At 61.5% G+C, this 12218-nt stretch carries 12 protein-coding genes; 9 read left to right on the top strand and 3 right to left on the bottom strand.

Annotation, left to right across the window (positions count from 1 at the left end):
• Positions 1-66 precede the first annotated feature (66 nt).
• The 4 genes from GA0061101_RS13740 (at position 67) to GA0061101_RS13725 (ending at position 4292) form a co-directional block, all read left to right on the top strand.
• Complete coding sequence (locus tag GA0061101_RS13740; RefSeq protein ID WP_047556812.1) at positions 67-963, top strand: alpha/beta fold hydrolase; 897 nt, start codon at positions 67-69, stop codon at positions 961-963.
• Positions 964-1103: 140 nt separating this feature from the next.
• On the top strand, positions 1104-1874 hold the full coding sequence (gene tpiA / locus GA0061101_RS13735; RefSeq protein ID WP_047638179.1) for a triose-phosphate isomerase: 771 nt from the start codon (positions 1104-1106) through the stop codon (positions 1872-1874).
• A gap of 114 nt (positions 1875-1988) precedes the next feature.
• Positions 1989-2519, top strand: coding sequence for a preprotein translocase subunit SecG (gene secG / locus GA0061101_RS13730; RefSeq protein ID WP_037202205.1), 531 nt, complete (start codon positions 1989-1991; stop codon positions 2517-2519).
• A gap of 144 nt (positions 2520-2663) precedes the next feature.
• Positions 2664-4292, top strand: a complete 1629-nt coding sequence (locus GA0061101_RS13725) for a CTP synthase (protein WP_037202202.1) — start codon at positions 2664-2666, stop codon at positions 4290-4292.
• On the opposite strand, the gene ftrA is transcribed toward GA0061101_RS13725, so the two are convergent.
• Positions 4255-5271 carry a transcriptional regulator FtrA gene (gene ftrA, locus GA0061101_RS13720; RefSeq protein ID WP_092573759.1) on the bottom strand — a complete coding sequence of 339 codons (1017 nt, stop codon included), beginning with the start codon at positions 5269-5271 and terminating at the stop codon, positions 4255-4257. The two genes, GA0061101_RS13725 and ftrA, sit on opposite strands and share 38 nt — an antisense overlap.
• An 86-nt stretch (positions 5272-5357) precedes the next feature.
• Between ftrA and GA0061101_RS13715 the strand changes: the two genes are divergently transcribed.
• From GA0061101_RS13715 to GA0061101_RS13700, 4 genes are all read left to right on the top strand, one after another.
• The gene (locus tag GA0061101_RS13715) at positions 5358-5750 is read left to right on the top strand and encodes a rhodanese-like domain-containing protein (RefSeq protein ID WP_092573758.1); all 393 of its coding nucleotides are present in this window, start codon (positions 5358-5360) and stop codon (positions 5748-5750) included.
• Between the two features lie 143 nt (positions 5751-5893).
• Positions 5894-6943 (top strand): HoxN/HupN/NixA family nickel/cobalt transporter, encoded by a 1050-nt coding sequence (locus tag GA0061101_RS13710; protein WP_047556713.1) that lies wholly within the window; start codon positions 5894-5896, stop codon positions 6941-6943.
• 85 nt (positions 6944-7028) lie between these two features.
• Positions 7029-7562, top strand: a complete 534-nt coding sequence (locus GA0061101_RS13705) for a FecR domain-containing protein (protein WP_092573757.1) — start codon at positions 7029-7031, stop codon at positions 7560-7562.
• 13 nt (positions 7563-7575) lie between these two features.
• Complete coding sequence (locus GA0061101_RS13700; protein ID WP_092573756.1) at positions 7576-9450, top strand: CHASE2 domain-containing protein; 1875 nt, start codon at positions 7576-7578, stop codon at positions 9448-9450.
• Positions 9451-9461: 11 nt separating this feature from the next.
• Here the strand turns inward: GA0061101_RS13700 and GA0061101_RS13695 are convergent, their stop codons facing one another.
• Positions 9462-10061 (bottom strand): LysE family translocator, encoded by a 600-nt coding sequence (locus GA0061101_RS13695; RefSeq protein WP_037202192.1) that lies wholly within the window; start codon positions 10059-10061, stop codon positions 9462-9464.
• Between the two features lie 59 nt (positions 10062-10120).
• Between GA0061101_RS13695 and GA0061101_RS13690 the strand changes: the two genes are divergently transcribed.
• Complete coding sequence (locus GA0061101_RS13690) at positions 10121-11035, top strand: LysR family transcriptional regulator (protein ID WP_234903730.1); 915 nt, start codon at positions 10121-10123, stop codon at positions 11033-11035.
• A gap of 25 nt (positions 11036-11060) precedes the next feature.
• Here the strand turns inward: GA0061101_RS13690 and GA0061101_RS13685 are convergent, their stop codons facing one another.
• Positions 11061-12149 carry a citrate synthase/methylcitrate synthase gene (locus GA0061101_RS13685; RefSeq protein ID WP_037202190.1) on the bottom strand — a complete coding sequence of 363 codons (1089 nt, stop codon included), beginning with the start codon at positions 12147-12149 and terminating at the stop codon, positions 11061-11063.
• Between the last annotated feature and the right edge of the window lie 69 nt (positions 12150-12218).

Genomic DNA, 12218 nt, shown 5'->3' with positions numbered 1-12218 from the left:
CAAAAAAGATTTGCGTTGCCGGGTGATGAATGGCAAGCCCGCAGGCTGATCGGAGGAAGTGTCCGCATGCGAATGTCCACAGCTCATTTGTCGATCCTGACCGCAATATCAAGCATCCTGCTTCTGGCGACAGCGTCTGTCGCTAGCGCGGACATGCTGAAACCCTTCAAGGATGAGCTGTTTTCCAATGAGACCGTTCTTGAAAGTCACGACAACGGCGCGTTCCAGACGATCGATTACCAGGAAATGCGGGATATCAACAGCCGCGACCAGATTCCCGAGAAGCGCGTCAAGCCGGCTTATGTCGATACCGGCGTCCGCTGGAAAGCCCAGCAGGACGAGACCCTGCAGCTCGGCGACCGCAAGCTTGACGTCACGCGGATCGGCCCGGCGTCGGGCCAGGCCTTCACCGTCATTTTCATTCACGGCCGCGGTGGCGACCGCCGGCTCGGCTCCAACGACGACACCTTCGGTGGCAACTTCAACCGGCTGAAGAACCTCGCCTATAGGAATGGCGGCACATATTATGCGCCGAGCGTCAAAGGCTTCGACAGCACCGGTGTCGCCGATATCGCGGCGTTGATCCGCTATTCCTATGAACAATCCGGCGGCAAGCCCGTCATCCTGACCTGCGCCTCCATGGGCAGCTTCGTCTGCTGGGGCATCACCCGCGATGCCGAAAGCGTCAAGCGCCTGAAGGGCATGGCGATTCTGAGCGGTGTGACGGACCCGGATTTCACAAAAAGCGCCTTCTACAAGGCAAAGCTGCCGCTATGGTTCACCCATGGCAGCAGAGACCCGGTCTATGCGGCGGCCGATCAGCAGGCCTTGTTCGAGAAGCTCTACAAGGCGCATTACCCGACACGTTTCACGCTTTTTGCCACAGGAAACCATGGCACGCCCGTGCGCATGACCGATTGGCGGAAGGTGCTGAACTGGATCGTCGATCCGCAAGCATCGTGAAACGCATCGGGCAATTCGATCTATTTTCCGGATAAGCAATTTTTCAAACGATTTTAACCCGTCCCGGCCCCATTCGATAACTTTCCTTTCCTCGACAGTTTTGTTAGGCCGACAGGTGGATCAAGGGGGAGAAGATCGGAATGACGAAGACCATACGGCCGCTTCTGGCCGGAAACTGGAAGATGAACGGCACGCGTGCGAGCCTCGATCAGATCAAGGCGATCGGAGACGGCGTCAAGACGCCGCTCTCGGACAAAATCGATACGTTGCTCTGCCCCCCGGCCACCTTGCTATACGTCGCGACCGCACTCTGCGACGACAGTCCGCTGGCGATCGGCGCCCAGGACTGCCACCAACAGGTCAGCGGCCCACATACCGGCGACATCTCAGCCGAGATGATCGCTGACTGCTTCGGCACTCATGTCATCGTCGGTCATTCCGAGCGGCGCAGGAATCACGCGGAAAGCGATATGCTGGTGCGCGCCAAGGCGCATGCGGCCCATGAGGCCGGGTTGACGGCCATCATCTGCCTCGGCGAAACTGCCTATGAGCACAATAGCGGCCAGACGCTTGATGTGCTGAAGCGGGAATTGGCGAGTTCGGTCCCGGACGATTCGACGGCGGAATCGACCGTGATCGCCTACGAGCCCGTGTGGGCGATCGGCAGCGGCCTAATTCCGACCCGCGAAAATATCGAGGAAGCCCATGGTTTCATCCGTTCCGAACTGGTCGAACGCTTCGGCAACGGCGGCGCGGGCATGCGCATCCTCTATGGCGGATCGGTCAGCGGCGCCAATGCCCGGGACCTTCTCGATATTCCCAACGTCAACGGCTTGCTTGTGGGTGGTCAAAGCTTGAAAGCGGTTGACTTCCTCGCCATTTATGCCGCATTCGAACGGCAGTTCGCCTGACGGACCCACTTGCCCGGACTTCCGGTGTCAAAAGGGCTTGGATTAGGCGAGAGCCTCATGTAAAGAGCCGCGAGCTTTTCTTTTTGATGCCCGCATGCGGGCAGGACTGGACCTATGCAAACCGTACTGCTTGTCATCTATCTCATGGTTGTTATCGCCCTTATCGGCGTGGTGCTGATTCAGCGCTCCGAGGGTGGCGGCCTTGGTATCGGCGGCGGATCGGGCTTCATGTCCGCGCGCGGTACGGCCAATGCGCTGACGCGCACCACCGCCATCCTGGCTGCGCTCTTCTTCGCACTGGCGCTCGGCATGAACGTGCTGTCGCGATTCGAATCGCGACCGACCGACATTCTCAACCGTATCCCGAGCACGGCGGGCCAGGGCAACGGCATTCTCGATTCGCTTGGCGGCCAGAAGGGTTCCGCGCCGGCAACGACGCAGCCGAAGCCGGCCGATAATAGCGGCGTTCCGAACAACGGCGCTGTTGCTCCCCAGTCGCAGGCGACGCCGCCTGCAACGACGAACCAGCCGGCAGCTGCAACGTCCGCGCAGCCGGCTCCAGCCGCCACCGGTCAGCAGACCGCGCCGGCGGCCACGGCGCCCGCGCCCGCCCAAAGCGGCGGCGACGTTCCGACCGGCAAGTAAGCCCGGTCGGCCCAAGATCATCCCCGGCAGGTCTTCGGATCTGCCGGTTTTGTTTTGTCGATATTCCGTCTTCTGTGTCCAAAATTCCGGAAACGAATTTTAGGGCTAGCGGAATCATTTGTGAAAAGGTATCCGGTGACTCCCATGGCGCGATATGTATTCATCACTGGCGGCGTGGTTTCTTCCCTCGGAAAAGGAATTGCGGCCGCGGCTCTCGGAGCGTTGTTGCAGGCTCGTGGTTATCGAGTCCGCCTGCGCAAACTCGATCCCTATTTGAACGTGGATCCGGGCACAATGAGCCCGACCCAGCACGGCGAGGTCTTCGTGACCGACGACGGAGCGGAAACCGACCTCGATCTCGGCCACTACGAGCGCTTTACCGGTCGCTCGGCCACCAAGACCGACAACATCACCACCGGTCGCATCTACAAGAACATCATCGACAAGGAACGCCGCGGCGACTATCTGGGCGCCACCGTTCAGGTCATTCCGCATGTCACCAACGAGATCAAGGATTTCGTCACCGAAGGCAATGACGACTATGATTTCGTCATTTGCGAGATCGGCGGCACCGTCGGCGACATCGAAGCCATGCCGTTCATGGAAGCGATACGCCAGCTCGGCAACGACCTGCCGCGCGGCACCGCGATCTACGTCCACCTGACGCTGATGCCCTATATTCCCGCGGCCGGCGAGCTGAAGACCAAGCCGACGCAGCATTCCGTCAAGGAACTGCAGGCACTCGGCATTCATCCCGACATTCTGCTCGTACGTGCGGATCGCGAGATTCCGGAAGCAGAGCGTCGCAAGCTTTCGCTGTTCTGCAACGTCCGTCCCTCGGCCGTCATTCAGGCGCTCGATGTCGCCAACATTTATGATGTGCCGATGGCCTACCACAAGGAAGGCCTCGACAACGAAGTGCTAGCCGCCTTCGGCATCGAGCCGGCGCCGAAGCCGCGCCTTGACCAGTGGGAAGAAGTCTGCAATCGCATCCGCACGCCGGAAGGCGAGGTGACCATCGCCATCGTCGGCAAGTATACCGGCCTCAAGGATGCCTATAAGTCGCTGATCGAAGCGCTGCATCACGGCGGCATCGCCAACCGGGTCAAGGTCAATCTCGAATGGATCGAATCCGAGGTCTTCGAAAAGGAAGACCCGGCGCCCTATCTCGAGAAGGTTCACGGCATTCTGGTGCCCGGCGGCTTCGGCGAGCGCGGCTCCGAAGGCAAGATCCTTGCAGCCCGCTTCGCGCGCGAGCGCAAGGTGCCTTATTTCGGCATCTGCTTCGGCATGCAGATGGCGGTCATCGAAGCGGCCCGCAACCTTGCCGGCGTCGAACATGCATCGTCGACGGAATTCGGACCGACGCCAGAGCCTGTCGTCGGCCTGATGACCGAATGGTTGAAGGGCAATGAGCTGCAGAAGCGCACAAAATCCGGCGACCTCGGCGGCACCATGCGCCTCGGCGCCTACAAGGCGGCTCTCAAGAAGGGCACGAAGATTTCGGAGATCTACGGTTCGAACGACATCTCGGAGCGCCATCGCCACCGCTACGAAGTCAACGTCGATTACAAGGACAGGCTGGAAGACTGCGGTCTCGTCTTCTCCGGCATGTCACCAGACGGCGTCTTGCCGGAAACGGTCGAATATTCGGACCATCCCTGGTTCATCGGCGTCCAGTATCACCCGGAACTGAAATCCCGGCCGCTGGAACCGCATCCGCTGTTCTCCAGCTTCATCGAAGCGGCGACGGAACAGAGCCGGCTGGTTTAAGGGCGGCAAATCGCTTGCGGTAGTCGCTCGGGCTGACCGCAAGCCTCTCCCGAAAGTGATGGCGCATGGTGGCGAGCGATCCAAACCCGCTCGCCACGGCCACATCATCAAGCGAAATGGCGGCCTGCTTTTCCAGCAGATCGCGAGCGCGACGCAACCTCTCTCCCGACAACCATTCGCCCGGCGACATGCCGGTGGTCGCCTCGAAGCGGCGCTGGAAGGTCCGCACGCTCATGCCGGCCCGTGCGGCGAGCGTGGCTATGGGCTGATCATCGTGCAGACGCTCGCGCATCCATTCGAGTAGCGGCCCCAGCCGCGCGCCTTCGCGCTGCTTCAACACAGGGGTTTCGATGTACTGCGCTTGTCCGCCCTCGCGATGTGGAGGCACCACCAACCGACGCGCAACACTGTTGGCGACATCAGGTCCGAAATCCCTGCGCACGACATGTAAGCAGAGGTCGATCGCGGCAGCGCTTCCGGCGGCGGTCAGCACGCTATCCTCATCGACGTAAAGCACATCGGCATCGACGGTGATGTCCGGATAGCGCGCGGCGATCGAATCGACATAACGCCAATGCGTCGTCGCCTTGCGTCCGGCGAGCAGCCCGGCGGCGGCAAGGACGGCAACGCCCGAGCAGAGCGACATGATGCGTGTGCCCCGACTGCTGGCCGACTGCAGCTCAGCGATCAGAGGAGCGGGGACAGGCGTCCCGATCCCGCGCCAGCCCGGCACGATGATCAGATCGGCGTCAGCAAGAACATCAAGCCCGCGATCAACCTGGACCGTGAGGCCGCCGGCGGCACGCAACGGGCCATCCTCGATGGCGCAAGCGGAAAAGCGGTACCAATCATCACCCATCTCCGGCCGCGGCAGGCCGAAGATTTCATAGGCGACGCCGAATTCGAAGGTACAGAGCCCGTCATAGACGAGGGTGACGACATGCGGTCCGCGAAGCGACGATGCAGGAGCGTTTGGCATGATATTAACGTTATATGGCGTTTCGGCCAATTTCAACCGCCAGATCGTTAAGGCATGAATGCACCGAACCAGAGAAGGAGCGTTCCATGTCCCTAGTCAGTGAAATCCCCACCGCAGACCCGAACCTTGTCGCCGAGCACTATGCCCGGCGGCTCGCCTTCGAGACCGATTGCTCCGATGTGCGCCAGGCCATGACCTCAGGCAATATGGATTTCGTCCTGATCGACGTTCGCGGGCCGGCCCTGTTTCAGGAGCAACATATTCCCGGCGCGATCAATCTGCCGCATGGCAAGATGACTGCTCGCAAGATGGCGGAATGGCCCGAGGATACGCTGTTCGTCGTCTATTGCGCCGGACCGCATTGCAACGGAACGGACAAGGCTGCTTTGCGCCTGGGCACGCTTGGCAGGCGCGTGAAGGTGATGATCGGCGGCATCACCGGCTGGGCAGATGAGGGGCATCCCTTCGAAAAGGGATGACAAGACGACGGGCTAACCCGGCTCAATGCCGGGCTTGCCCATTTTTACAACACTGCGAAAAACTTCGGCAGCTACGTCATTTGACTGTCGCGTCCTCTTGGTTTCCGTGGCACTGTGCGAGTAAGCATAACGGGAACAAAAGTATGATCCTCAATCCTTTTGACGATCGTGCCGAAAGGCCGAAAGCCAAGATTGCCTTCACCTTTGCGCTTCTGATCGCCTTCAACATTGCCGCCTGGACCTGGGCCTGGGTCGCTTTTTCAGACAGGCCGTCGCTGCTCGGCATTGCGTTTCTCGCCTATATGTTCGGCCTTCGCCATGCCTTCGATGCCGATCATATAGCGGCGATCGACAATGTCGTGCGCAAGCTCATTCAGGAAAAGAAGCAGCCCTATGCGGTCGGCTTCTTCTTTTCCCTCGGCCATTCCTCGATCGTCGTGATCGCCTCGATCCTGATCGCCGCGACCGCGGCTGCCATGCAGAGCCGGCTCGATTCCTTCCACGATGTCGGCGGTGTCATCGGTACGACCGTCTCGGCGGTCTTCCTGCTCCTCATCGGTATCGCCAATCTCTTTGTGCTCAAGGGCGTATGGTCCGCCTTCAAGCGGGCGCAGAGGGGCGAGAGGATCGCCGAGGAGGATCTGGACACGCTGCTCGCCGGCGGCGGCTTTTTGGCGCGCATCTTCCAACCCATGTTCAGGGTCGTGACCCGCTCCTGGCATATGTATCCGATCGGCTTTCTCTTCGGCCTCGGCTTCGACACGGCGACGGAAATCGGACTTCTCGGCATCTCCGCCGCACAAGCGGCGCAGGGCACATCGTTCTGGACGATCCTGGTTTTCCCGACGCTCTTCACCGCCGGCATGTCGCTGATGGATACACTCGACAGCGCGCTGATGACCGGCGCCTATGGATGGGCCTTCGTCAAACCCGTGCGCAAGCTCTGGTACAATCTGACGATAACAGCCGCTTCCGTCGTTGTCGCCATCTTCATCGGCGGCATCGAGGCACTGGGGCTTATCTCGGACAAGCTCGGCCTCGAGGGCGGTTTCTGGCGCTTCATCGGCGAACTCAACGACAATCTTGCCAATTTCGGCTTCGCGGTCGTCGGTATTTTCCTGCTGAGCTGGCTGGTTTCGACAGTGCTCTATAAGGCCGGAGGGTATGACAGCTTGCAGATCAACCGCTCCTGACGCATCATCGATGCCAAGGATCGAAAATGCGGTGACTGGAAATCGTCGTGTGCGGCCCCAGTTACATGCAGGAGGGGCCACGATCATGATCCAGACAAGCGATATTCTCGGTGTCGCGCTGGCGGCAGGCGTTCTGTGCATCATCGGCGCTGACCAGGTCTACGCGCAGGCCACAGCCAACTGCTCGCCGCGGCCGGCCGTCAGCGCTGAGCGCCAAACCCTGAAGTGCGAACCGGGGCTTAGCATCACTGTTGAGCGCGGCGCACACTACCGGCTTGCCGATCGGAATCACGATGGTCGGGTTGATGCTATCGTGCTCAACAACAAGGCGGTGCTGATCGATGTCGACAGCAACCATGTTCAAGGCGGGTTCGAGGTGGTGACGCCGCAGGCCATTGCTGCCGTCCGCGGCACGCGATGGGCGGTCGACGCGCAACGTGGCAAGACTTCCGTACTGGTGTTGCGCGGCCGCGTCGCGGTCAACAAGGTTTCGACCGGGGAAGGCGTCACGCTCGGGCAAGGGCAGGGCGTCGATGCCGACCGCAGCCGCTCCCCCTTGCATGTCACAGCCTGGGGACAGCCACGCATAAACGCATTGATGGCTCGCCTCGGCCAGTGAGATTCTGACGCCCATGCGCAGACCGCCGCCGCAGACGCTGATTGCGCTCATCTTGACTGCTCTCTGGGGTCTGGGCCTCGGTGTCATGCATTTGCATGGCGACATTCCCTTTATCGACGGCGCGGAGGCGACGCTGACGAATCTCAGGAATGCGGGTGGCGGCAGCCGCAAACCGCCCGATGTCGTCACTATCGTCGCCATCGACGATGAGACGTCGCGGGTGGCGGGACATTACCCGCTGCCCCGCGCCACGCTCGCCAAAATCATCGATGCCATCGCCGCCCTAGGGCCGAAAACCATCGCGCTCGACATGCTTTTGCTCGATCCCGGCGATGAGGCCGGCGATGAGGCACTGGAGCAATCCCTCAAGCGGACCAATGCTGTGCTCGCCGCCGCCGGCATCTTTCCCGAAAGCCGCCAGCGCGTTGCCGATGACAGCAAGGAACCTCTCGCCCGCGTGCCCAGCGCACTACAATTCCTCGAGCCGCAGCAGCGGTTCGCGGATGCCGCAAGTTATGGCGTCGTCAACGTACAGACCGACAAGACGGGAACGCCGCGCTTCGTGCCCATGCTGTTTCGCAGCGGCGAGCGGATCGAACCGTCCTTCTCGTTGCGCGTCGTTTCCGCGGCGACTGGCGAACACCCGACTGTCATCTCCGACCATATCAAGCTCGGTGACCGTTCCGTCCATACCGATAACGGCTATCTCATGCCGCTCTCATTCTATGGACCGCGCGGCACGATCCGCACCATCAGCGCCAGCGCGGCGCTGAACGGGCAGTTGCCGGAGGAGGCGATCAGAGATCATATCGTCATCATCGGCGCGACCGTTACCGGCGGCGGCGATGTCTTTCCGACACCCTTCGATCCGGTGCTGCCGGGCGTCGAAGTCATCTCCACCTCGATCACGCATCTGATCGCCGGGGACGGCCTGGTGCGCGATCGCGGCGTTCGTTTCATCGACCTCTATTTCGCCGTCGGTCTGCCGGTCCTCGTTGTCAGCCTGCTCTCCTGGCGACGCAACACCATCGGCCTTATCATGGCACTTTGCGTCGTCCTTGCCTGGCTGGCGATCAACGTCAACGTCTTCAAACATGGGATCTGGCTGAGCGCCGCCCTGCCGATCGCAGCGACGGTGCCGCCGGCTCTGCTCTTCGGCGCAGCCCAGCTTTGGCTCGGCCGCAAACAGGCCGGGCGCTTCGCTGAGCAGAGCGAACTGCTGCAGCGCATCCAGGCGCCCGGTCTTGCCGAACACCTTGCCCGCGATCCCAGCTTTCTCGCAGCGCCGGTGCATCAGGAAGCGGCGGTGGTCTTCATTGATATCAACGGCTTCACGGGTCTTAGCGAGACGATCGGCCCCACGGCCGTGCGGGACTTGCTGAACGGCTTTTACTATCTTGTCGACGAGGAAGTGACGGCCAGTGGCGGCGCCATCACCAGCTTCATGGGCGACGGCGCCATGATCCTCTTCGGCCTACCGCAGCCGAAGCGAGCCGACCCCGCCAATGCGGCGCGCTGTTGCATTCGTCTTGCCGACCGGATGAGAGGCTGGCTCGCCGCGATGCCGGAGGCGACCGCATCCCGCATCGGCTTCAAGATCGGCGCGCATTTCGGCACCATCGTCGCCTCCAGGCTCGGCGGTGGCGGCCGCCAACAGATTACGGCGACCGGCGACACGGTCAACATAGCAAGCCGCCTGATGGAGGTGGCCGCCCGCAATCGCGCCGAGATCGCCATCAGCAATGACCTGCTTCATTCCGCCGGCCGCGACAGCGTGCCCTTTATGGAAGGCAAGCTCGACGGCCCGATCGAAACAAAATTGCGCGGCCGCGCCGGGTCCTTGGCCATATGGCTCTGGCGCGGCAGGCATGATGCGGAACGTCCTTAAGATTTCAGGCTTCATCCGCGCCACATGGGGATAATTGATATCACGAGCAGGCAGGCGAGTGAGATATTGAGCACGCGCCATTGCCACGCCGTTTTCAGAAAACGCCCGAGCATCTGTCCGAGAACGCACCAGACCGCCAGCGAGAATGCGGCGACGAGGCAGAAGGTCAGGCCAAGCAGGATCGCGAGGGTGGTGGGACTGCCCGCCAGAGCGGCGAATGAGGCGGCCGCGCCGACCGTCATCGCCCAACCCTTCGGATTGTGCCACAACATCCAGACACCGGCGATAAAGCTCGTGGGCTTCGTCATCCGACCGGCGCCATGTGGCTGGCCGCTTCTGCCGATCCGTACTGCGAGCCAGATCAGATAGAGCGAGCCGAGCGTCTTCATTGCGATCTGCAAGACGGGCAGGGCTATCAAGACGCCGCCAAGTCCGGCCGCCGCCACACTGGCCATGGAGCCGAGGCCGAAGGCGAAACCGGTCATGACGGGTATCGACCGGCGAAAGCCGAAATGCGCGCCGGAAGCGGTCGCGAGTGTCGTCGCGCCACCCGGTGTTATGGTCGAGACGAGCGCAAACAGGATCAGCGGCAACAGGGATTCGATGGTCATTCCAGCCTTTCTCCAATTCAGGAAAAGGAATAGGCAAGCAGCACCCACCAGGAAATCGAATGTTGAAGGAGGAGAGCATTAGCATCTATAATGCCCTTATGGTCCGAAACTTCGATATCACCCTCATCAGAACCTTCACCGCTGTTGCCGATCAAGGCAGCATGACCATCGCTGCCAACATGCTGCACCTGACGCAAGGCGCCGTCAGCCAGCAGATCAAGCGGCTGGAGGATATGCTGGGATGTGCCTTGTTCGAGAGAGACAAGCGCGGCTTGCGGCTCACCGATGCGGGTGAGCGGCTGCTCGGCAATGCCCGCCGTCTGCTGCTGCTGAACGACGATATCTGGGCCGACATGACCGAACTGACGATCCAGGGAAGCGTCCGGCTCGGCGTTCCCTATGATCTCGTCGGGGCAACGCTGGCGCCGGTGCTGAAATCCTATGCCGAGCGTCACCCGCAGGTAGAGATTTCGCTGGTCTGCGCCTCGTCGCCGGAGCTGCTGGCGGAACTGGAGAAGGGCACCATCGACCTCTGCGTCGTCGAAGAACAGTTCGGTGCATCGCGAGGCGAATGCCTGAGTGTCGAGCGGCTGGTTTGGGTGGGTGCGAAGGCCGGCAACGCCTATCGCAAGGTGCCGCTGCCGATCTCGATGGTGGCTGATACCTGCGCTTTCCGCTCATCCGTATTCGCGGCGTTGAGCAATGACGGGCGACGCTGGCGGACGGTGTTCGAGAACGGCAATATCGAGGCCACCACCGCGACCGTGCGCACGGATCTGGCTGTTACCGCCTGGCTTGCTTCCACCGTCCCGGCCGATCTCGACATTCTCTCCGTCGAGGAGGGCTTGCCCGAGCTGCCGGTTTTCGCGATCAACCTGCATTTGCCCAAAGGGGACGCCACACCGCAGGCTCTGGAGCTCGCCCGCCATATTCGCGAGGGACTGATGCGGCCGCGTCAATCCGCGGCCGCCTGAGCGTCGATCGGCCCTGATAAGCCTCTTATGCTGCCTTCGGCAGAGGGCCGACATAGCGCGACTGCGGGCGGATGAGACGCCCGTCGAGCGTCTGCTCACGCGCATGAGCAATCCAGCCAACGGTACGGCCGATTGCAAAGACGCCGGTGAAGGCATTGCGCGGGAAGCCGAGAGCATCGAGCAGCAGGGCCGTGTAGTATTCGACATTAACGTCCAGCGGCCGATCCGGCTTGCGCTCCTTGAGCAGGGTGAGCGCCGCCGCCTCGATTGCTTCTGCCAGCGCGATGCGTCCGGCATCCGCCTGACCGCTCTCGAAGATCGGCTTCAGCGCTGTTTTCAATGCATCGGCACGCGGGTCGCGAACACGATAGATGCGATGGCCGAAACCCATCAACCGCTCGCCATGATCCAGCGCATGCGACAGCCAGGCCCGAGCATTCTCCGGCTTGCCCACTCCATCAAGCATGTCGAGGACCGGGCCGGGGGCACCACCGTGCAACGGACCCTTGAGGGCGCTGATCGCCGCCAGCACGGAAGAGGTCAGGCCGGCATGGGTCGAGGCGATGACACGCGAAGCGAATGTCGATGCATTGAGGCCATGATCGGAAATCGTCACGAGATAGGCGTCCAGCCCGGCCGTCTGCTCGGCCGTCGGCACACGACCCGCAAGCATGCGCAGGATGTCCGCGGATTGGGACAATGAAGCATCCGGCTTGATCGGCGCATCGCCCTTCTGCAGCCGCAATACGGCCGGCAGGAAGACGGCCGGCGCGGCCATCAGGCTGATAGCGCTGGCAAAATCCTCGCCATCCTCGATCCGTGCCAGCAGAGCCCGTACCGCATCCACCGGCGGCAAAGCGAGCAATACGGCATCGGCCGCATCGACATGAGCGAAGAGGGCAACGCGGGCCGCACCAAGCTGGGTTCTGATGGACGCCGCATCGAAATGTTCATCGAACAGGCCATCGAGCAGCAGCGCCGCGACATCCTCGAAGCGGCTGGTCGCCACCAGATCATCGAGCGACACGCCGCGTATGATCAGCCGGCCGGCCGCGCCATCGACATCGGATAGCTTGGTTTCTGCGGCAATGACATCTTCAAGACCACTTTTCATCACTGTTCTCCTTTGACTATCCACTTAGATCGGGCCTATTTTTATTGACGTCAATCTTGATGCAATTAA

Source organism: Martinezella lusitana, from assembly GCF_900094565.1.
GTDB classification, from domain to species: Bacteria; Pseudomonadota; Alphaproteobacteria; order Rhizobiales; family Rhizobiaceae; genus Rhizobium; species Rhizobium lusitanum.
Note: the sequence above shows the minus strand (reverse complement) of the source record. Positions and strands in the feature narration are given on the sequence as shown.

Bases quoted from the DNA above. Each gene is read 5' to 3' on its own strand.
- GA0061101_RS13740 (WP_047556812.1), top strand. From the start codon at position 67: ATGCGAATGTCCACAGCTCATTTGTCGATCCTGACCGCAATATCAAGC.
- tpiA (WP_047638179.1), top strand. From the start codon at position 1,104: ATGACGAAGACCATACGGCCGCTTCTGGCCGGAAACTGGAAGATGAAC.
- secG (WP_037202205.1), top strand. From the start codon at position 1,989: ATGCAAACCGTACTGCTTGTCATCTATCTCATGGTTGTTATCGCCCTT.
- GA0061101_RS13725 (WP_037202202.1), top strand. From the start codon at position 2,664: ATGGCGCGATATGTATTCATCACTGGCGGCGTGGTTTCTTCCCTCGGA.
- ftrA (WP_092573759.1), bottom strand. From the start codon at position 5,271: ATGCCAAACGCTCCTGCATCGTCGCTTCGCGGACCGCATGTCGTCACC.
- GA0061101_RS13715 (WP_092573758.1), top strand. From the start codon at position 5,358: ATGTCCCTAGTCAGTGAAATCCCCACCGCAGACCCGAACCTTGTCGCC.
- GA0061101_RS13710 (WP_047556713.1), top strand. From the start codon at position 5,894: ATGATCCTCAATCCTTTTGACGATCGTGCCGAAAGGCCGAAAGCCAAG.
- GA0061101_RS13705 (WP_092573757.1), top strand. From the start codon at position 7,029: ATGATCCAGACAAGCGATATTCTCGGTGTCGCGCTGGCGGCAGGCGTT.
- GA0061101_RS13700 (WP_092573756.1), top strand. From the start codon at position 7,576: ATGCGCAGACCGCCGCCGCAGACGCTGATTGCGCTCATCTTGACTGCT.
- GA0061101_RS13695 (WP_037202192.1), bottom strand. From the start codon at position 10,061: ATGACCATCGAATCCCTGTTGCCGCTGATCCTGTTTGCGCTCGTCTCG.
- GA0061101_RS13690 (WP_234903730.1), top strand. From the start codon at position 10,121: ATGTTGAAGGAGGAGAGCATTAGCATCTATAATGCCCTTATGGTCCGA.
- GA0061101_RS13685 (WP_037202190.1), bottom strand. From the start codon at position 12,149: ATGAAAAGTGGTCTTGAAGATGTCATTGCCGCAGAAACCAAGCTATCC.